Raw genomic sequence first — 19,198 nt, forward strand, 5'->3', positions numbered from 1 at the left:
ACCCATGGTAGCGGCGGTGGTCTGAGTGTAAAGCTGCTATTCAAGCCCCGCCACAAGGACGTTCCTCTTTCATCCGAACAAGCCCCGACATGTTCAGACCTCTCTTCGTATTCATCGGTACGCGTTACACCCGTGCCAAACGCCGCAACCACTTCGTCTCGTTCATTTCCCTGACCTCGATGATCGGCCTCGCCCTGGGCGTGGTGGTGATGATCGTGGTGTTGTCGGTCATGAACGGTTTCGATCACGAGATGCGCACCCGGGTATTGGGCATGGTGCCCCATGCCACACTGGAAACCGGCCAGCCGATCAACGACTGGCCGACCCTTGCCAATCAAGTAAAGCAGAACCCGCGGGTTGTGGCGGTGGCGCCCTTCACCCAGATGCAGGGCCTGCTGACCCATGAAGGCAAGGTGCAGAAAGTGCTGCTCAACGGCATCGACCCGGCCCAGGAACGGCAAGTCTCGATCATCGACAACTTCATCCAGCAAGGGCGTCTCGACGCGCTGGCACCGGGGGAGTTCGGCATCATGATCGGCGACAAGGCCGCGGCTAAATTGGGTGTGGGCATCGGTGACAAGCTCACCTTCGTGGCCCCGGAGGTCACCGTGACCCCGGCGGGGATGTTCCCGCGCATGAAGCGTTTTACCGTGGTCGGCATCTTTCATGTCGGTGCCGGTGAGATCGACGGCTACCTGGGCCTGACCAATCTGTCCGACCTGTCGCGCCTGCACCGCTGGAAGGCTGATCAGGTCCAGGGCCTGCGCCTGAAGTTCGACGACCTGTTCCAGGCGCCGCGTGCTGCCTGGGATATCGCGCAGAAACTCGGGGAACACGAGTTCTACGCCCGCGACTGGACCCGCACCCATGGCAACCTGTACCAGGCGATCCGCATGGAGAAGGCCATGATCGGCCTGCTGTTGCTGCTGATTGTTGCGGTGGCGGCGTTCAACATCATTTCCACCCTGGTGATGGTGGTCAACGACAAGAAAGGCGACATCGCCATCTTGCGTACCCTGGGGGCTACCCCCGGGCAGATCATGGCGATTTTCATGGTCCAGGGCACCGTTATCGGTGTGGTCGGTACCTTGATCGGCGGCATTGTCGGTATTGCTGCGGCGCTGAATGTCAGTGCCGCGATTGCCGGGCTCGAGACCCTGATCGGCCACAAGTTCCTCAATGCCGACGTGTACTTCATCGACTACCTGCCGTCCCAGGTCATGGCCGAAGACGTGTGGATGGTCTGCGGCGCGGCATTGGTTCTGAGTTTCCTCGCCACCCTGTATCCGGCCTGGCGTGCGGCACGCACCCAGCCTGCGGAGGCGCTACGTTATGAGTGAGTTGGGCATGAGTAATCAAGCAGTGCTGAGTTGCCGCAACCTGGGCAAGTCCTACGAGGAAGGCCCGGAGTCGGTACAAGTGTTGTCCGGTTTGCAGCTGGAGCTGCACCGCGGTGAGCGCGTGGCGATTGTCGGTAGTTCGGGCTCGGGTAAAAGTACCTTGCTCAACCTGCTCGGCGGCCTCGACACCCCAACCGAGGGCAGTGTCTGGTTGGCGGGTGAAGAACTGTCGGCCCTTGGTGAGCGCGCCCGTGGCCTGCTGCGCAACCGCGCATTGGGTTTCGTTTATCAGTTCCACCACCTGCTGCCGGAGTTCACCGCGCTGGAAAACGTGTGCATGCCGCTGCTGATCGGCCGCACCGCCATTCCCGAGGCGCGTGAGCGTGCCGAAGCATTGCTCAAGCGCGTAGGCTTGGGCCATCGCCTGAGCCACAAGCCGGCTGAGCTGTCCGGCGGTGAGCGCCAGCGTGTGGCGATTGCCCGTGCCTTGGTCAACCGTCCCGGGCTGGTGATGCTCGATGAGCCTACCGGTAACCTCGATCATCACACCGCACAAGGTATCCAGGACCTGATGCAGGAGCTGAGCAATTCCTCGCAAACAGCGTTCCTGGTGGTCACCCACGACCTCAACCTGGCGCGTCAGATGGACCGTGTGCTGCGTCTGGAAGACGGGCATCTGGTGCCGATCTGAGCTGACCGAGTAGCGTGCCCGTCATTGTGGCGGGCCCCGTGTTCCTTTTCTTTACCTGGGTGCTTTCGTTCATGTTCAGACCCTTGGCAATTTTCATCGGCGCGCGCTACACCCGCGCCAAGCGCCGCAACCATTTCATTTCGTTCATCTCCATGACCTCGATGATCGGCCTGTCCCTGGGCGTGCTGGCGATGATCGTGGTGTTGTCGGTGATGAATGGATTCCAGCGTGAAATGAGCGCGCGGATTCTCGGCATGGTGCCGCACGCCAGCATTCTCGGCGTGCAGCCACTGGCTGACTGGCGCCCGGCGGCTGACGCGGCGCTGAAAAACCCGCAAGTGCTCGCCGTGGCGCCATTGACCGAGATGGAAGGCATGCTGTCCTACAAAGGGGCGATGCAGCCGATTCAGGTCAGTGGCATCGATCCGGCCGAAGAGGGCAAGGTTTCGATCGTTGCCCAGCACATTGTCCAGGGCAGCTTGCAGGCGCTGCAGCCGGGGGAGTACGGGGTGGTGATCGGTGAGATCAGTGCCCGGCGTTTCCGTTTGAATGTCGGTGACAAGCTGACCCTGATCGTGCCGGAAGTGAGCAGCGCTCCGGGTGGTATCACCCCGCGCATGCAGCGTCTGAATGTGGTCGGCGTGTTCAAGGTGGGCGCTGAGCTGGATGGCTCGATGGCTTACATTCACATGGCCGATGCCGCGCAGATGCAGCGCTGGCAGCCGGGGCAAGTGCAGGGCGTGCGCCTGAAACTCAAGGATCTGTACAGCGCACCGCAAGTGTCGAAAGCCATCGCAGCGGACTTGGGTGCACAGTACCGCGCAGATGACTGGTCGCACACTCAAGGCAGCCTGTTCAGTGCCATGAAAATGGAAAAGACCATGATTGGTCTGTTGTTGCTGATGATCATCGCTGTGGCTGCGTTCAACATCATTGCCACGCTGATCATGGTGGTCAATGACAAGGGCGCGGACATCGCCATCTTGCGCACCATCGGCGCGACCCCGGCGCAGATCATGGGCACCTTCATGGTGCAGGGTACCTTGATCGGTATTGTCGGCACCTTGATCGGTGGTGTGCTCGGGGTGATTGCCGCGCTCAATGTCAGCCAGATTGTCGGCTGGCTGGAGCGGGTCAGCGGCCAGCACATCTTCACCTCGGATGTGTATTTCATCAGCAGCTTGCCGTCGGAACTGCAATGGGGCGATGTGGCGCTGATCTGCAGTGCCGGGCTGGTGATGAGCTTTCTCGCGACCCTGTATCCGGCGTATCGGGCTTCGCAGGTGGAACCGGCGTACGCGTTGCGTTACGAGTAAGAGCGATCGCGGGGCAAGCCCGCTCCCACAGAGCATGCAATTTCAGGTGGGAGCGGGCTTGCCCCGCGATGATGTTCACGCCACTGGCAATTCAATCAAAAACCGCGTCCATCCCGCCGCCGACTCGGCACGAATGCTTCCGCCATGGGCCTGGATTATCGATCGGGTAATCGCCAGCCCCAACCCCGCATGTTCACTGCTGCCTTCACGGCGCGCCGGATCGGCCCGGTAAAAACGATCGAACAATCGCGGGAGCAGGGCAGGGTCAATCGGTCCGCCGGTGTTGGCAACCTGTAAGCGCACCTGCGCGCCGTGCAGCTCGATGCTGACCCGTATCTCGCCCTGCGCCGGGGTGAAGCGCAAGGCATTGTCCAGCAGGTTGGACAGGGCGCGCCGCAGCATGTGGCGGTCGCCTGCCAGGTTGGCCTGGCCTTCTCGCTGCAGGGTCACACCGGCATCCTCAGCCAGTGGCGCGTAATACTCAAGCAAGGCATCAGCCTCTTCTTCGAGCTTCAGTTGCTGGCGGCTGGGCATCAATAAACCGTGGTCGGCTTTGGCCAGATAAAGCATGTCGTTGACCAGTTGCGCCATCCACTGCAGCTCTTCAAGGTTGCTGTGCAGCGCTTCACGGTACTCGTCCAGTTCGCGTGGGCGGGTGAGGGTGACCTGCGTGTGAGTGAGCAGGTTCGACAGTGGCGTGCGCAGTTCGTGGGCAATATCTGCGGAAAAGGCCGACAGGCGCTGGAAGGCATCATCCAGGCGTTCGAGCATGGCGTTCACCGTTTGCGCCAGCTCAGCCAGCTCCACCGGCATTTGCCCTTCTGGCAGGCGTGTGGTCAACGAGCGTGCCGAGACCTTCGAGGCAATTTCACCCATCTGCCGCAACGGGCGCAGTCCGCTGCGCGCGGCCCAAGCGCCAAGCAGCGCAGTGGCCAGGGCCGAGAGGCCGACGGTCAGCCAGATCAGTTGCTGCATACGCTGGAGAAAGTGCTGGTGGTGGGTGATGTCCAGAAACAATGTCAGCTGTGCCGAGTGCGGGTCGTCATTGTCGAGCATGACGCACAGGCTGCGGTAGTCGCTGTTGGGGCTGTGCACGGTGCTCAGCCCCGGCACCTGCGGCGAGTCAGGCAAGTTGGCCTGGCTGTCGAACCACACCCGGCCATCACTGCCGCGCACACGCACGGCAAGATCGGTCTGATGGCTCAATTCGCTTTGCAGCTCAGGCAAGCGCTGGGAGAGGCTGGCCGGGTCATGCACGCCCTCGAGCATCTGCCTCAATAGCGACAGGCGGCTTTCGAGCAGTTGCTGATCCAGTTCGATGAAATGCCGTTCACTGGCACTGCTGAACAGCACCCCGGCGGTCAGCGACACTGCGGCGGTACAGGCGGCAAACAGCAGTGCCAGGCGGCTACCAAGGGACAATCGACGCATCAGGCCGCCCGCTCTTCAAGTACATAGCCCATACCGCGCACGGTGTGGATCAGTTTGTGGTCGTGGCCGTCGTCGATCTTCAGGCGTAAACGGCGGATCGCCACCTCGATGACGTTGGTGTCACTGTCGAAGTTCATGTCCCACACCTGCGAGGCAATCAGCGACTTGGGCAGCACTTCGCCCTGGCGGCGCAGCAGCAGTTCGAGCAAGGCAAACTCCTTGGCGGTCAGGTCGATGCGTTGGCCGTTACGCTCGACCCGGCGGCGGATCAAGTCCAGACGCAGATCGGCAAGCCCCAGGCTGGTTTCTTGCGTTGGGCTGCTGCCGCGGCGCAGCAGGCTGCGAACCCGTGCCAGTAACTCGGAGAAGGCGAAGGGCTTGATCAGGTAGTCATCGGCACCTAATTCCAGGCCGTGCACGCGGTCTTCGACAGCATCGCGGGCGGTCAGGAACAGCACCGGCACTTCACTGCCTGAGGCGCGAACGGCCTGGAGGATCTGCCAGCCATCGCGGCCAGGCAGCATGACATCGAGGATCAACAGGTCGTAATCGCCAGTCAGCGCCAGGTGTTGACCGGTGTTGCCGTCGGTGGCCAGTTCGGTGGCAAAACCTGCTTCACTCAAGCCTTGGCACAGGTAGTGGCCGGTTTTGCTCTGGTCTTCGACGATTAGCAGTTTCATCGTGGTGGCTCTTGGACATGGATTGCCGGGGGGTTATACCGCGTCGGACAGGGTGGGTGGTTAAGCTGACAAAGTTGTAATGTTTTTGTCAGGTTGCTGCCAGCGCTGGTTTTCTACAGTGAAGGCTGATTTGTCGCAATCCTGGAGTAGGCCTGACATGAAACACTTTTTTTTCGCCGCCACCCTGGCGCTGTCCAGCCTTCCTGCAGTGGCGTCCCCGGCGCCTACGTTTGCCTTTGGTGCGCCCGCAACTGCGGCCAAGGCTGATCGCACCGTCGAGATCGTGATGGGCGATATGTATTACGAACCGCGCAGCTTGCAGGTCAAGGCGGGCGAAACCGTCCGCTTCGTGCTGATCAACAAAGGCGCGGTCGCGCATGAGTTCAGCCTGGGCGATGCACTCATGCATGCCAAACATCAAAAGGAAATGATCGCCATGATGGGGCAGATGGACCACGCGGCGATGGGCCATGGCGGCATGCAACATGGCGCCGGCATGCAGCATGACGATCCCAACACCGTGATGGTTGAGCCCGGCAAGCAGGGTGAATTGACCTGGACGTTCAGCCAGGCCACGCCGATCGAGTTTGCCTGTAACGTGCCTGGGCACTATCAGGCTGGCATGGTTGGCAAGCTGACTATCGGCCAATAACAGGCGATTACCCAATGCATGGCACAAACCCGATAAACTAGGCACATTTCGTCCTTCAGGTTTGAGCCATGCACCCCGCCGCCGAACATTCCCCGCTGGGCAAGTCCAGCGAATACATCACCACTTACACCCCCTCGCTGCTGTTCCCGATCCCGCGTACCGCCAAATGGGCCGAGTTGGGCGTCAGCGCCGAGACCTTGCCCTGGCAGGGCGTCGACTTCTGGAACTGCTTTGAATTGTCCTGGTTGTTGCCGTCAGGCAAGCCGGTGGTGGCCATTGGCGAATTCGCGATTCCTGCCGATTCGCCGAACATCATTGAATCCAAATCGTTCAAGCTCTACCTGAACTCGCTGAACCAGACGGTGTTCGAAACCCCGGCTGCATTGCAGGCCTGCCTGAGCAAAGACCTCTCGGCAGCCGCTGGCAAGCCGGTGGCGGTGCAGATTCGCAGTCTGGCTGAAGTTGAAGGGCAGGGTGTAGTTGCCTTGCCGGGTGTGTGCATTGACGATCTGGATGTCAGCATCAGCAACTATGAACAACCGCAGCCTGAACTACTGCGCTGTGACAGAAGCCGTATCGTTGAAGAACAGCTGCATAGCCATCTGCTCAAATCCAACTGCCCGGTGACGGGTCAGCCGGACTGGGGAAGTGTCACCGTGCATTACCGTGGAGCGGCGCTGGATCACAGCAGCCTGCTGACCTACTTGATCAGCTTCCGTCAGCATGCGGATTTCCATGAGCAGTGCGTAGAACGTATCTACCTGGACCTCAAGCGCCTGCTCAACCCTGAGTTCCTGACGGTGTATGCCCGTTACGTGCGCCGTGGCGGTCTGGACATCAACCCGTATCGCAGCACCGAAGTGGTGACCTTGCCGAACCTGCGTCTGGTTCGCCAGTAACACTGGATCATCGCGGGGCGTGTGCCCCGCGAGGGTTGTTCAGATGCCCATGCTTTGCAGGCTTTGGACAATATTGCGCAGGGTAGCGGTCAGGCCTGGGTGATCGACCTCGAAGCGCTCCACTGCCAGGTTGACGCCATCGACCAGGTTGTTGTCCGGGGTTACCGCTTCAAGTTTCATCTCGGCTTCAATCTGCTGCATCAGCTGCTGCAGTTGGTCGCGCTCTTCCAGCGAGAGCGGCGGATTTTGCTCCAGTTGCTCGCGCAGGGCGTTGAGTTGCTCTTGCAGTTCGCGGGCAGGCATGGGTATCTCCCTCTATCAATAGGCATAGTCATGGACCCTGGCAACGGCTGAAAGGTCCATACCTGCCTACTAGAGTAATCCACTGTCTGATGCTTTGCATGACCCGGATCAACGGCCCTGTGTCAGGGTTTTTCGCCCTTCAGGCGACGTTGACCAATGTCGGCCAGGCAGTCGTCCAGCGCGCCGAGATGGTCAATCACCGAGTGTACGCCCAAGGCGAACAGTTGCAGGGTTGCCCTGGCGCGCTTGCACTCTTGTTCCTGCGGTGAGTCGCTGGCGCGGCTCACGCCGTCAGTTGCCAGGCCGATGGTCCACAGGCCGGCGTTAAGGCCCGATTGCAGCAGGCGGGGTTCACTGCTGATCAATACACAGCCTTCCAGGGTGTGGGTCTGCAGGGCCATTAGTGCTTGCCAGCAGGCATCGGGCGCAGGCCAGGGGGCTTGGGCGCGATATTGAGCTTTTATCCAGTTCGGCAGCGGGCTGGCCAGGTGCTCGGCGTCGCTGCTGCTCAGCTCGTCAATCCAGGCACAGGGGATTTGTAGCTGATTCAACCAGTCGAGGGTGTGTAACGCACCGGGCGCAGCGTGTGGACGCTGATGGCTGGCGGCTTCGATCAGGCAACCGCGCAGGCCGAACAGCAAAGCGGTGAAGGCGGGAGAGTCAGGCATGGCAACGTCCCTGAAAATAGCCTGCAGGCTACACTCGGGCTATTACAGATTGGTGACGGTGACAAACACAGTTGTTCACAAAATCGTGACCTCTTTTGTGTCAGGCTGTTTATCAGTGTCAGACCCTTTATACTTGTTTCCTTTTTTGAGCGCCGGGCGTTTAGGGCCTGGCGCAGTGACTGTCGAGGAGTAACTCTATGCGTCGGATCGGTACAGGCGTGATCAATCGGATGACCCAGGCCTGTGTCTGTGCCAGCCTGCTGTTGGCACCGTTGGCTGTAGCTCAGGCGGCAACCGAAGATGACCCATGGGAGAGCGTTAACCGGCCGATCTTTACCTTCAACGACACCGTTGATACCTACGCACTCAAGCCACTGGCCAAGGGTTACCAGGCCGTGACCCCGCAGTTTCTGGAAGATGGCATTCACAACATGTTCCTCAACCTGGGGGACGTTACCAACCTGGCCAACAACATCCTGCAGCTCAAGCCGCATGCTGCCGGTGTCGACACCGCACGGCTGATCATCAACACCACCTTCGGCCTGGGCGGCTTCTTCGATGTCGGCACCAAGATGGGCCTGCAGCGTAACGATGAAGACTTCGGCCAGACCCTGGGCTACTGGGGCGTGAGCAGTGGTCCGTACGTGATGCTGCCGTTGCTCGGCCCAAGCACGGTGCGTGACGCCCTCGGCAAGTACCCTGATACCTACACCGAACCCTACCGCTACATCGATCACGTGCCGACCCGCAACAGCGCCTTGGCCGTGGATGTTGTCGATACCCGCGCCAGCCTGTTGTCGGCGGAAAAGCTGATCAGTGGCGACAAGTACGTGTTCATTCGCAATGCCTACCTGCAGAACCGCGAGTTCAAGGTCAAGGACGGCGAAGTCAAAGACGACTTCTAATTGTTGCGGTAATGATTGGGCGGCCCTTGGGCCGCCTTTTTCATGTCCGTTGTTCAGTTGAGGTGTAACTACTAATCAATCGCATTTGTTTTGCGGTAAACAATATGCCCTTTGGTAACTGAAAAATGCCCCTCTAATAACTCCTGGTGATTTACCGTACTAAAGAGCAACCGCGAGCATCGGCGTACCCTTGAAACCCCCTGCGGATGGGAGTACCGTCTGCGCCTTAGAGGGCACCTCTGCTAGTTGTCGGACAGCCTGTCTTGTCCTACAACTCTTATAAGAGTGGCTAGAAGAAAATCCAGTACGTGTGCTCATGCCTTGTCGAGCCACCTACGCCAACCTAATTCTGGCGCCGTTTGCCCACATGCAGAAAACCAGTGCAACGCTGCTGATAATCGATGACGACGACGTCGTACGTGCGAGTCTAGCCGCCTACCTTGAAGACAGTGGTTTCAGTGTCCTGCAAGCGAGTAATGGCCAGCAGGGCCTGCAGGTCTTCGAACAGGAACAGCCCGATCTAGTCATCTGCGATCTGCGCATGCCGCAAATGGGCGGTCTTGAGCTGATTCGCCAGGTAACCGAGCGCGCGCCTGAGTTGCCGGTGATCGTGGTATCCGGTGCCGGGGTGATGAACGATGCGGTAGAAGCGCTGCGCCTGGGCGCAGCGGACTACCTGATCAAGCCCCTGGAAGACCTCGCAGTGCTGGAGCATTCGGTCCGCCGCGCGCTGGACCGTGCACGCCTGGTGCTGGAAAACCAGCGCTACCGGGAAAAGCTTGAAACCGCCAACCGCGAGCTGGAAGCCAGCCTGCACCTGCTGCAGGAAGACCAGACCGCTGGGCGCCAAGTACAGATGAACATGCTGCCAGAAAGCCCCTGGGTGGCAGACGAACTGTCGTTCGAGCACCAGATCATCCCTTCGTTGTACTTGTCGGGCGACTTTGCCGATTATTTCCGGGTCGATGAGCGACGTATCGCGTTCTACCTGGCAGACGTTTCCGGTCACGGCGCCTCTTCGGCGTTCGTCACCGTATTGCTGAAGTTCATGACCACCCGGCTGCTGTTTGAATTCAAGCGCAACTCCAGGTTGCGTGATTTCAAACCGTCGGAAGTGCTCGGTCACATCAACCGCGGCCTGATCAACTGCAAGCTGGGCAAGCATGTGACCATGGTGGGTGGTGTCATTGACGAGGACACCGGGCTGATGACTTACAGCATTGGTGGCCATTTACCGTTGCCGGTGCTGTATACCCCAGGCCAGAGCCGCTACCTGGAAGGCCGCGGATTGCCGGTGGGGCTGTTCGAAGAGGCCACCTATCAGGACCACGTCCTGGAGTTGCCACCACAGTTCAGCCTGACCTTGCTCTCTGATGGCATCCTGGACCTTTTGCCAGGTGGAACACTCAAAGATAAAGAGGCGGCCTTGCCTGAAATCGTCAAGGCTGCGGGTGGTAGCCTGGATGGGCTGCGCCAACGATTCGGATTAGCTACGCTTGGGGAGATGCCGGATGATATCGCCCTATTGGTGTTGAGCAGGAACCTTCAATGAGTACGGGAAGAATCCAGTTCGCTGAGCAGAGCGGCACGTTCGTTCTGAAGTTTGTCGGCGAAGTGCGCCTGACCTTGTGTTCGGCGTTGGATGCGACTATTGAAAAGATCTTCACGGCGCTGAATTTCTCGGCGATCGTCATCGATCTGACTGAAACCGAAAGCATCGACAGCACCACCCTGGGCTTGCTGGCCAAGCTCTCGATCCTGTCGCGCCAGAAGGTCGGCCTGCTGCCGACCGTGGTCACCACCAACCCGGATATCTCCCGGTTGCTGCAGTCGATGGGCTTCGATCAGGTGTTCAACATCGTCGACCGGCCGGTTCCGTGCCCCGAGTGCCTGACCGACCTGCCGTCGCAAGACCAGAACGAAGATGTAGTGCGCTCCAAAGTGCTGGAGGCGCACAAAATCCTCATGGGCCTGAACGACTCCAACCGTGAAGCCTTCCACGACCTGGTCAACGCCCTCGAGCGCACCTGACCCGTCAGCCAGGCGCTTTTCAGCGCCTGCTTACTGATCCGATACCCGGGCTGGAAATTCGGTCGGCGCCGCACCATCGGCGTTGAGCTGGAAAATCCGCTGCGGCTGCCCTTGCTCATTGAAAAACACCTGGCCCAGGCCGGCGCTGTTCCACAGGCGTTCGCCGGCTTTGCTGTGGCTGGGGGTACGTGGAATCACTTCCATCCGCCGGCGCTTGGTGAACCAGTTGAGCGGTGAGCGTGGCGCATACAGCCAGCGGTTGAGGCGATCGAAGGTGTCCAGCAGGCGTCGTGGAAACTCGTTCTTGATACCGCTGCTGGTGATCTGCCACAGGTGTGGGCTGCGCTGGCGGTGTCGTATGCGCACTTCATAAACGAACGAGTAGTGCACGTCTCCGGAGAGAATCACGTAGTGCCCCGGCGTGCGCGAGTGGCGGAAGATGTTCAGGATCACCTGCGCAGCGCCCTGGTGGGCCATCCAGTTCTCAGCGTCAACCAGCAAGGGGTAGCCCAGCCAGCTGAACACCCGCTGCACCGTCTCGATCAGTTTGACCCCGAATATCGGCGCAGGCGAGACGATGATTGCCGAAGGGTGGTCAAGCAAGGCCTGCTGCAGCTCGCTCAGCGCCTCCCAGTCGAGCAGGCCGGAAGGCTTGGCGAAGTTGCTTTCGCTGCGCCAGCGGCGCGTGCGGGTGTCGAGCACCAGCAAGGGAGGATTGCTCGGCAGTACGAACTGCCAGCCTTGAAAGCGCAGCACTTCATCGATCAGTGCATCTTGCAGCGGGGCATCCAGGTGGTGGTCGGTTGCAGCGCTGCGGCTCAGTTCCTGGCATTTGAGCACCAGCTCCCGGCAGGTGTCGGGGTCATTGCCCCAGCCTTGGCACAGCAGGTAGGCCAGCAGGGCATTGCCAATGATGCGCTTTGAGAAAGGATGGCCATAGGCGGTCTCTTCCCACTGCGCCGACAGATTCCAGTCGTCGGTGATGTCGTGGTCGTCGAAGATCATCAGGCTGGGAAGGTGCGCCAGCACCCGGGCGACACCGCCCAGACCGCTGACAAACGCCTGGATCAGCTGTTGTTCCTGGCGGTAGCGCTGCTGCTGTTGTGGCGTCAGCCCGGCGGGCATGTCGGTTTCGATCAATGTCCAGGGAACCGGCGACCAGACCAGCAGGTACATGGCCATGACCTCGGCAAAGGTCACCAGATGGTTGTCGGCATTGCTGCTGGTGAAGATTGGCTTGCGCGCGCCGCCGAAGAAGCGTTCACGCAAGGTTTCATTGCTTTCCAATGCCGGCAACAGGTCGGCGCGGTGGTAATAGCTTGCCGGGTGGCGATACAGCGCGGCGCTGTCGTCAACCAGCGCGCCTTGTAGCGTCTCGTCAAACAAGCCCAAGCGTTCAATCAGCGCATGAATCGCCCGCAGCATTGGCCCGGCGACATCGTCTGCGTAAACCTGATCACCGCTCATCAGCAGCAGGGCAGGGCGTGAGCGGGGTTCTGTGCAGGTCATCAACAAGCGGTCGGCACACAGCAGGCCGTCTGCGGCGTGATGGTGGGGTTTGCGGCACGAGCCGTGCAGCAGTTGTTCAATTCGTGAATGCACGACGAAGCTGGGCTGCTCGCTGCCGTCGTAAAGCAGGTGTGGCGCCCAATGCGCAATACCTTGCGGCCCCTCGCTAGTGGGCAGGATCAGGTCATAGTCGATTTGCACATCGCAGGGCAATGGACTGTCGAGGTGAATGTCGATCAGGTGTACGAAGGCCTGCTGGCCGATGGCGATGACCTGGCAATCGAGCGTCGGGGTGATGCCTGTGCAACTGAGTGACAGGGTCGGTTGCAACGCTTGTGAAGCCACCAGCCAGAACACCATGCGGGTGGGTTCAAGGCGGCGCAGAACAGGGCCGGCCAATACGGTTGGCAATGCGGAAGAGTCAGGCATCTACATCTCTGAGAGCACAATTGAAAGCATCGCGGGGCAAGCCCGCTCCTACAGTAGGAGCGGGCTTGCCCCGCGATGAGGCCTCAAGGCCGCAAAAAAAGGCAAGAATACTCAGCGTTCCCCACTGGCGTGGCAAACCCCGTTTTGTATCAAGCTTTTGCCGCCAGCAACGCCTCAAGCTTCTCCTGATCGCGAGCGAACAGGCGAATGCCTTCTGCCAGCTTCTCAGTCGCCATGGCATCTTCATTGGACGCCCAGCGGAATTGCGCTTCGCTCAGTTGTTGGCGGGCCTCACCCGGGTTACCCGGCTTGAGGATGCGCGGCAGCTCGCCCTGATCATCGCTCAGTTGCTGGAGCAGTTCTGGGCTGATGGTCAAACGGTCGCAGCCTGCCAGTTGTTCGATCTGACCGATATTGCGGAAGCTCGCGCCCATGACCACAGTGTTGTAGCCGTTGCTCTTGTAGTAGTTGTAGATCCGCGTCACCGACTGCACGCCCGGATCCTCGGCGCCGACATAGTCGGTACCGGTGGATTTCTTGTACCAGTCGTAGATACGGCCCACGAACGGCGAAATCAGGAACACCCCGGCATCGGCACAAGCCTGGGCCTGAGCAAAGGAAAACAGCAGGGTCAGGTTGGTCTGGATACCTTCCTTTTCCAGCACTTCGGCAGCGCGAATGCCTTCCCAGGTCGACGCCAGCTTGATCAGCACCCGATCACGACCGATACCGGACTGTTCATACAGCGCGATCAATTGCCGGGCCTTGGCCAACAGCGCAGGCTGATCGAACGACAGACGTGCATCGACTTCGGTGGAAATACGACCCGGAATCACCTTGAGAATCCCCGCGCCCACCGCCACGGCAAAGGTGTCGCACGCCAGGCCGACATCGCCTTTGCTGCGCTCGATCGATTGCTTGAGCAGCTCGGTATAACCGGGCATGGCTGCAGCCTTGAGCAACAACGACGGGTTGGTGGTGGCATCGACCGGTTTCAGGCGGTTGATGGCATCGATATCACCCGTGTCGGCAACGACAGTGGTGAACTGCTTGAGTTGTTCCAGCTTGGAGGTCATGGGCGTGCTCTGTCCTGTGCGATGGCTTGACATTACCCGAGCGCTGCCAGCCGCTCAAGGGCTGGCTGGCATGCGGGTGAAGGGATAACCCTTCGAGTGTCCAATCGTGCACAGGTTCCGACGCTAGCGACCTTGCAGCAGCTCGCCGGCCTGATCGAGCAGGGCCAGCGGGTCGTTGCTCTTGTGGATATCCACCGACAGTAACTGACGGAACTTGCGCGCCCCCGGGAAGCCCTGGGCGAGGCCGAGAATATGCCGGGTCACATGGTGCATGGCGCCGCCGCTGGCCAGATGCTGGGCAATGTAGGGACGCAGTTTGGCCAGTGCTTCGCTGCGGCTGATCACCGCTGCCTGGCTACCGAACAACTGCTGATCGACCTCGGCCAGCAAGTAAGGATTGTGGTACGCCTCGCGCCCCAGCATCACCCCGTCGAAGGTCTGCAGGTGCGCCTGACATTCGGCCAGGGTCTTGATGCCGCCGTTGAGGACGATCTCCAGGTCTGGGAAGTCCGCTTTCAACTGCGCGGCGACCTCGTAACGCAGCGGCGGAATCTCGCGGTTTTCCTTCGGCGACAGGCCTTCAAGAATGGCAATGCGCGCATGCACAGTGAAACTGCGGCACCCGGCATCACGCACCTGCCCGACGAAGTCGCACAACTCGGCATAGCTGTCACGGCCATTGATACCGATGCGATGCTTGACCGTCACCGGAATCTGCACCGCATCCTGCATCGCCTTGACGCAATCGCCCACCAGCGCCGGATGCGCCATCAGACAGGCGCCAATCATATTGTTCTGCACCCGGTCGCTCGGGCAGCCGACGTTGAGGTTCACCTCATCGTAGCCAGCGTCCTGCGCCAGCTTGGCGCAGGCGGCGAGATCGGCCGGAACACTGCCACCCAGTTGCAAGGCCAGGGGATGCTCGGCTTCGTGGTGGCGCAGAAAACGTTCGGCATCGCCATGCAGCAGGGCGCCGGTGGTGACCATTTCGGTGTAGAGCAGGGCGTTGCTCGACAGCAGGCGCAGGAAGAAGCGGCAATGGCGGTCTGTCCAGTCCATCATCGGCGCAACGGAGAAGCGGCGAGACGGCTCAGGCCTTGGGTTTACTGGGGTTGCAGCGGATTCTAAGGACATTTTTACGTACGCGTATTAGTGCCATTTTCGGGTGTTTTCGGGCGTTTTTGTGCCTCGGCGGTACGATCTACCACCGCTAACCTCATGTGTACCACCGCAATCCATGGCAATGATCAGAGCACGAAAAAGGCCGACGGAACGGTCAGTTACACCGTCCAGGTCCGTCTTAAAAACAAAGGTGCCATAGTCTACCAAGAGTGCCAGACATTCGCCTGCAAGCAGGCTGTCCAAGCCCGGGCGAAAGGACGGGAAGCCGAGTTGTCCGAGCTTGGCACGATCGAGATGAGCCAAGCCAGGCTTAACGCCGACTCAGAGCCAGTCGAACGCCGAGCGCAATAAATGTGCTGCCAACCACCCGATCCATCAAATTCTGCAATGATCTATTTTGCGACACTTTGCCAGCTGCGCTCCCTGCTAACAACGCGAACATTGAGTCAGTCAGGAAAGCTACCAATGCATAGGTAAGGCCCAGAATCAGAAATGATTCTGTTTGATGTGCTCCATTGGGCGTCACAAATTGAGGGAAGAACGAGACAAAAAACAACAGAACTTTTGGGTTGGTAAGCGTGGTAATAAAGCCTTTCGAAAGCAGATCTTTTAAGTGTGCATTGTTTTTGATTTTTGGTTGGTCGGGAGTCGCAGCACTTGTTTTGCTAAAAGTGCCAAGAATCATCTTCAAACCTAAGTACATAAGGTACAACGCCCCGGCATACTTCACCACTGAAAACATAAGGGGTGACGCAGCAATCAATGCGGTCAGTCCCACCACGCTGGCCACCGCATGTGTACAGCTTCCCAACGCTACGCCAGCGGCCGAAATTACACCGGCGCGGCGGCCGTTGGCTACGCTTTGGCCAACGACATAGGCCATGTCTGGGCCGGGAGTAATAGACAGAAGAAAAACAGACAAAATAAAAAGCCACAGGTTGGTAATGTCTAACATCGCTACCTCAAATTTCTGAAATACCTAGGTCCGCAGCGCTTTGGCATGAGCGATCTACCATAATACACAGGGAGAGGGACTCATGGGCATGCTTGAGGGACGGGTGGGTGGCCCAGGTTTTGCGAAGGGGGGTGTGCTTTAACGACGAAGGGCGTTTTGCGGGCCAATTCAGCTGTTGTCGGAGGGTTAGCCTTCGAAGTCCTTGTTCAATTGACAATCTTCAGCGCCTTTTCAGCAGCTGTGAATTGATGATCTGCATCAATTTTTGTCTTTTGTTTGAGTCTTATATTGATCTAAAGGGAATGAATAACTTTCCACCTTTGCGATTATGTTTTGGTGTGAACGTTAATAAAAAATAAGGATTCGTCCGTATTTCGAGTGCACATCGATCAAGGGTGGTGGGTGCTCGATGGTTCCCAGGTGTTACCCATGAAGTCAACCGTGGTTTCCGTTGCCCGCAAGCTCAAACTCTATCAATTGGTGGTTTTCGACCGGTCCCTGTGCAGTGGTTCGCTGGTGGGCGCTGCCCAAGCGCTGAACCTGACCCAACCGGCCGTGACCAAGATCATTCGCGAAATGGAAGGGCTAATCACAGCTGATCTGATCAAAGTACAAACGGATACCCGATTATGAGAACCAATCTGCCGGTCACCCAGCAGGAAGTCATCTTCCAGAATGAGCAGCGGCTGATATCAGCCACCGACTTGCAGGGCAATCTGACCTACTGCAATGACGAATTTGTGGCAGTCAGTGGCTACAGCCGTGAAGCGTTGCTGGGCAGTGCGCACAACATCGTGCGCCACCCTGATATGCCTGAAGCGGTCTTCGCCCATATGTGGTCGTACTTGAAGGCGGGCAAAAGCTGGATGGGGATCGTCAAGAACCGTTGCCGCAATGGCGATCACTACTGGGTCAGTGCCTATGTCACGCCGGTGCTGGAAGGCAACGTGGTGGTGGGGTACGAGTCGGTTCGGGTCAAGCCGCAGCGCGCCGATATCGAGCGTGCCTCGGCCTTGTATGAACGCATGCGCACCGGCAAGCGCAGCTGGGATTTCAGACGGCGGCTCAACGCTGTGATCGAGCACGGGCTGGCGCCGCTTGCCCTGGGTATTCCTGCGGTGGCCGCAGTGATCTTCCTGGACAGCTGGGCGGCCAGTGCGGTGGTGGCGTGCGGTTTTATCGGTATGCAGGTGGCGGCGCAGTGGCGTCTGCAACAGCGCTTTGCCCAGGCCAGGCGAGTAACGCCAGACAGCTTCGACAGCGAGTTGATTGCCCGTACTTACACCGACGAGCAGGGCCCGCTTGCACAGTTGATGATGACGCTGATCAGCGAGCAGGCCAAGTTGCGCACGGCACTGAGCCGCTCCGGTGACTATGCCAGCCAGACCGAGAGCATGGCCGGCGAAAGTGGCAAGCTGGCGCAAGCGTCGGAAGTGTCGCTGCAGCGTCAGCGTGACGAAACGGATATGGCCGCCACCGCCATGACGCAGATGGCGGCGTCGATTGCCGAGGTGTCTACCCATATTCACGATACCGCCCGCGAGGCCGACGACGTCAACCAGCTGACCCAGGTGGGCTCCGAGGAAGCGGGCAAGACCCGCCTGGTGATCGAGACGCTGCAGCGCACGGTCAATCAGATCAGCCAGTCGGTGGAGCATTTCGCGGACGAAACCCAATCGATTCAGATTGCCTCGAACATGATTCGGCAGATCGCCGACCAGACCAACCTGCTGGCGCTCAACGCCGCGATCGAAGCCGCGCGAGCCGGGGAGCAGGGGCGTGGTTTTGCCGTGGTTGCCGATGAGGTGCGGGCACTGGCATTCAAGACTCAGGAATCGACTGAAACCATTCAAGGCATCATTCAGTCGCTGCACGGCGCGGCCAATCAGGCTGTGGAGATTGCCCGCCAAGGCAGTGATGAAGCCCACACCGGGGTGGAGCAGGTGATCGCTACGCAAACTGCGCTCGACGGTATTGGCGTCGCGGTGGAGCGAATCCACCAGATGACCGAGCAAATGGCCGCAGCCTCCGAGCAGCAGGCCCATGTGGCCGAAGACATCAGCCGACAAATCACCACCATCGCTCAGGTGTCGGAGCAGAATGTCGACATTGCTGCCAGTTCGGCCACGCTGGGGTTGGAGCTGGAACATACCGCGCACGAGATGTATGCGCTGGTGGACCGGTTCAATCGCTAGGCTGCGTGGATAACGCGAAATGGCTGTCGATCAGCCTGGCCAACCGATGTGCGATTGCTGCGCGCGATGGGCGAGTTGCCGGGTTGCCGGGCGCCAGAATTCGGTATTACCGGAGGCGCCTGGGAGGAAGATCAGTTGGGAGGGCAGGGACGTCAACAGAGCCTCTGAGTCAGAATGCCAGCTTGTAACCGATCATCAACAACATCCCTGCCAGGCACGGGCGCAGGACGCTGTCGGAAATACGCCCGGTCAAGTGACTGCCCAGGTAGATGCCCGGCAGTGAGCCTAGCAGCAAGTAGCCCAGCAGCGACCAGTCCATGTTACCCATGCTGGCGTGGCCCAGGCCCGCGACCAGGGTGAGTGGCACGGCGTGAGCGATCTCGGTGCCGATCAGGCGGCGGGTAATCAGGAACGGGTAGAGCAGGAACAGCGCCACAGTACCCAGCGCGCCAGCACCAATGGAGGTCAGCGAGACCATGACGCCGAGGATGATGCCGGTGACCACCGTCAGTGCGTTGAGGCTGGTGCCGCTCAGGTGATAGCGATCACCTGCGTGTTTGCTGGCGAAGGCCTGCAGTTTGCTTTTGAACAAAATGGCCAGGGCGGTGAGCACCAGCACCACGGCCAGGCCTTGTTTGATCACGGCGTTGGCGGCCTGGGTGTCGGCATCCAGAGTGCTGAGGAACCACAGGGTCGCGCCGGCGGCCGGGACGCTGCCCAGGGTCAGCCAACCAGTGATTTTCCAGTCGATGTTCTTCTGCTTGCTGTGCACCCAGACGCCGCTGGCTTTGGTAATGGCGGCGTACAACAGGTCAGTACCCACGGCAGTGGCCGGGCTGATGCCGAACCACAGCAGGATCGGTGTCATCAGAGAACCGCCGCCGACGCCGGTCATCCCGACGATGAAACCTACGATAAGGCCCGCAATGGTAAAGCCGAAAGAACCTACATCCATAATCTACCTAACGCCCAACGTGCCCGTGATCGGATGGCAGC

The 19,198-nt window shown here is 59.6% G+C and carries 18 protein-coding genes and 2 pseudogenes; 11 read left to right on the forward strand and 9 right to left on the reverse strand.

Translation table 11 applies throughout. The annotated features are described in order from the left end of the window. The first annotated feature begins 89 nt into the window (after positions 1-89). The 3 genes from ACVWSC_RS09280 (at position 90) to ACVWSC_RS09290 (ending at position 3,347) form a co-directional block, all read left to right on the forward strand. Positions 90-1,340, forward strand: a complete 1,251-nt coding sequence (locus ACVWSC_RS09280; RefSeq protein WP_442113355.1) for a lipoprotein-releasing ABC transporter permease subunit — start codon at positions 90-92, stop codon at positions 1,338-1,340. Positions 1,341-1,347: 7 nt separating this feature from the next. Continuing rightward, positions 1,348-2,031, forward strand: a complete 684-nt coding sequence (gene lolD, locus ACVWSC_RS09285) for a lipoprotein-releasing ABC transporter ATP-binding protein LolD (protein WP_442113356.1) — start codon at positions 1,348-1,350, stop codon at positions 2,029-2,031. Positions 2,032-2,102: 71 nt separating this feature from the next. Next, entirely contained in the window at positions 2,103-3,347 is a 1,245-nt protein-coding gene (locus ACVWSC_RS09290; protein ID WP_442113357.1) for a lipoprotein-releasing ABC transporter permease subunit, read from the forward strand. Between the two features lie 75 nt (positions 3,348-3,422). Here ACVWSC_RS09290 and ACVWSC_RS09295 read toward each other — a convergent pair whose 3' ends face one another. Together ACVWSC_RS09295 and ACVWSC_RS09300 are read right to left on the reverse strand one after the other, a co-directional pair. After that, the gene (locus ACVWSC_RS09295) at positions 3,423-4,781 is read right to left on the reverse strand and encodes a heavy metal sensor histidine kinase (RefSeq protein WP_442114280.1); all 1,359 of its coding nucleotides are present in this window, start codon (positions 4,779-4,781) and stop codon (positions 3,423-3,425) included. Continuing rightward, complete coding sequence (locus ACVWSC_RS09300) at positions 4,778-5,458, reverse strand: heavy metal response regulator transcription factor (RefSeq protein ID WP_442113358.1); 681 nt, start codon at positions 5,456-5,458, stop codon at positions 4,778-4,780. Before ACVWSC_RS09300 ends, ACVWSC_RS09295 begins: the two co-directional genes overlap by 4 nt. Before the next feature lie 157 nt (positions 5,459-5,615). Between ACVWSC_RS09300 and ACVWSC_RS09305 the strand changes: the two genes are divergently transcribed. Next, the gene (locus ACVWSC_RS09305) at positions 5,616-6,110 is read left to right on the forward strand and encodes a cupredoxin domain-containing protein (protein ID WP_442113359.1); all 495 of its coding nucleotides are present in this window, start codon (positions 5,616-5,618) and stop codon (positions 6,108-6,110) included. A 68-nt stretch (positions 6,111-6,178) separates the two neighbouring features. Further along, on the forward strand, positions 6,179-7,009 hold the full coding sequence (gene queF, locus ACVWSC_RS09310; protein ID WP_442113360.1) for an NADPH-dependent 7-cyano-7-deazaguanine reductase QueF: 831 nt from the start codon (positions 6,179-6,181) through the stop codon (positions 7,007-7,009). Positions 7,010-7,048: 39 nt separating this feature from the next. On the opposite strand, the gene ACVWSC_RS09315 is transcribed toward queF, so the two are convergent. Both ACVWSC_RS09315 and ACVWSC_RS09320 read right to left on the reverse strand, forming a co-directional pair. Next, a complete protein-coding gene (locus ACVWSC_RS09315; RefSeq protein WP_442113361.1) occupies positions 7,049-7,312 on the reverse strand; it encodes a DUF4404 family protein in 264 nt (87 codons plus the stop codon). A gap of 122 nt (positions 7,313-7,434) precedes the next feature. Beyond that, positions 7,435-7,980: a phosphonoacetaldehyde phosphonohydrolase-related protein gene (locus tag ACVWSC_RS09320; protein WP_442113362.1), complete on the reverse strand. Its 546-nt coding sequence runs from the start codon at positions 7,978-7,980 to the stop codon at positions 7,435-7,437. Between the two features lie 197 nt (positions 7,981-8,177). Between ACVWSC_RS09320 and ACVWSC_RS09325 the strand changes: the two genes are divergently transcribed. The 3 genes from ACVWSC_RS09325 to rssC all read left to right on the forward strand — a co-directional run bounded on the left by ACVWSC_RS09325 (position 8,178) and on the right by rssC (position 10,916). Further along, positions 8,178-8,885: an MlaA family lipoprotein gene (locus ACVWSC_RS09325; protein ID WP_442113363.1), complete on the forward strand. Its 708-nt coding sequence runs from the start codon at positions 8,178-8,180 to the stop codon at positions 8,883-8,885. Positions 8,886-9,252: 367 nt separating this feature from the next. Continuing rightward, entirely contained in the window at positions 9,253-10,437 is a 1,185-nt protein-coding gene (gene rssB / locus ACVWSC_RS09330; RefSeq protein WP_442114281.1) for a two-component system response regulator RssB, read from the forward strand. Next, positions 10,434-10,916 carry an anti-sigma factor antagonist RssC gene (gene rssC, locus ACVWSC_RS09335; RefSeq protein WP_016394629.1) on the forward strand — a complete coding sequence of 161 codons (483 nt, stop codon included), beginning with the start codon at positions 10,434-10,436 and terminating at the stop codon, positions 10,914-10,916. Before rssB ends, rssC begins: the two co-directional genes overlap by 4 nt. A gap of 30 nt (positions 10,917-10,946) precedes the next feature. Here rssC and ACVWSC_RS09340 read toward each other — a convergent pair whose 3' ends face one another. The 4 genes from ACVWSC_RS09340 to ACVWSC_RS09355 all read right to left on the reverse strand — a co-directional run bounded on the left by ACVWSC_RS09340 (position 10,947) and on the right by ACVWSC_RS09355 (position 16,007). After that, positions 10,947-12,854, reverse strand: coding sequence for an alkaline phosphatase D family protein (locus ACVWSC_RS09340; RefSeq protein WP_442113364.1), 1,908 nt, complete (start codon positions 12,852-12,854; stop codon positions 10,947-10,949). Between the two features lie 149 nt (positions 12,855-13,003). Beyond that, positions 13,004-13,930, reverse strand: coding sequence for a transaldolase (tal, locus tag ACVWSC_RS09345; RefSeq protein WP_476461726.1), 927 nt, complete (start codon positions 13,928-13,930; stop codon positions 13,004-13,006). Between the two features lie 123 nt (positions 13,931-14,053). After that, positions 14,054-15,064 carry a tRNA dihydrouridine(20/20a) synthase DusA gene (gene dusA / locus ACVWSC_RS09350; protein WP_442113366.1) on the reverse strand — a complete coding sequence of 337 codons (1,011 nt, stop codon included), beginning with the start codon at positions 15,062-15,064 and terminating at the stop codon, positions 14,054-14,056. Positions 15,065-15,362: 298 nt separating this feature from the next. After that, on the reverse strand, positions 15,363-16,007 hold the full coding sequence (locus tag ACVWSC_RS09355; RefSeq protein ID WP_442113367.1) for a LysE family translocator: 645 nt from the start codon (positions 16,005-16,007) through the stop codon (positions 15,363-15,365). Positions 16,008-16,436: 429 nt separating this feature from the next. Between ACVWSC_RS09355 and ACVWSC_RS09360 the strand changes: the two genes are divergently transcribed. The 3 genes and pseudogenes from ACVWSC_RS09360 to ACVWSC_RS09370 all read left to right on the forward strand — a co-directional run. After that, a complete protein-coding gene (locus ACVWSC_RS09360; protein WP_442113368.1) occupies positions 16,437-16,640 on the forward strand; it encodes a LysR family transcriptional regulator in 204 nt (67 codons plus the stop codon). Then, a pseudogene (locus tag ACVWSC_RS09365) lies at positions 16,637-16,900 on the forward strand (PAS domain-containing protein); the annotation flags it as partial. The gene ACVWSC_RS09360 and the pseudogene ACVWSC_RS09365, both read left to right, overlap by 4 nt. 351 nt (positions 16,901-17,251) lie before the next feature. Beyond that, a pseudogene (locus ACVWSC_RS09370) lies at positions 17,252-18,202 on the forward strand (methyl-accepting chemotaxis protein); the annotation flags it as partial. 169 nt (positions 18,203-18,371) lie between these two features. Here ACVWSC_RS09370 and ACVWSC_RS09375 read toward each other — a convergent pair. Next, positions 18,372-19,157 carry a sulfite exporter TauE/SafE family protein gene (locus ACVWSC_RS09375; RefSeq protein ID WP_442113369.1) on the reverse strand — a complete coding sequence of 262 codons (786 nt, stop codon included), beginning with the start codon at positions 19,155-19,157 and terminating at the stop codon, positions 18,372-18,374. Positions 19,158-19,198: the final 41 nt, after the last annotated feature.

It is taken from the genome of Pseudomonas sp. NUPR-002 (genome assembly GCF_056322725.1).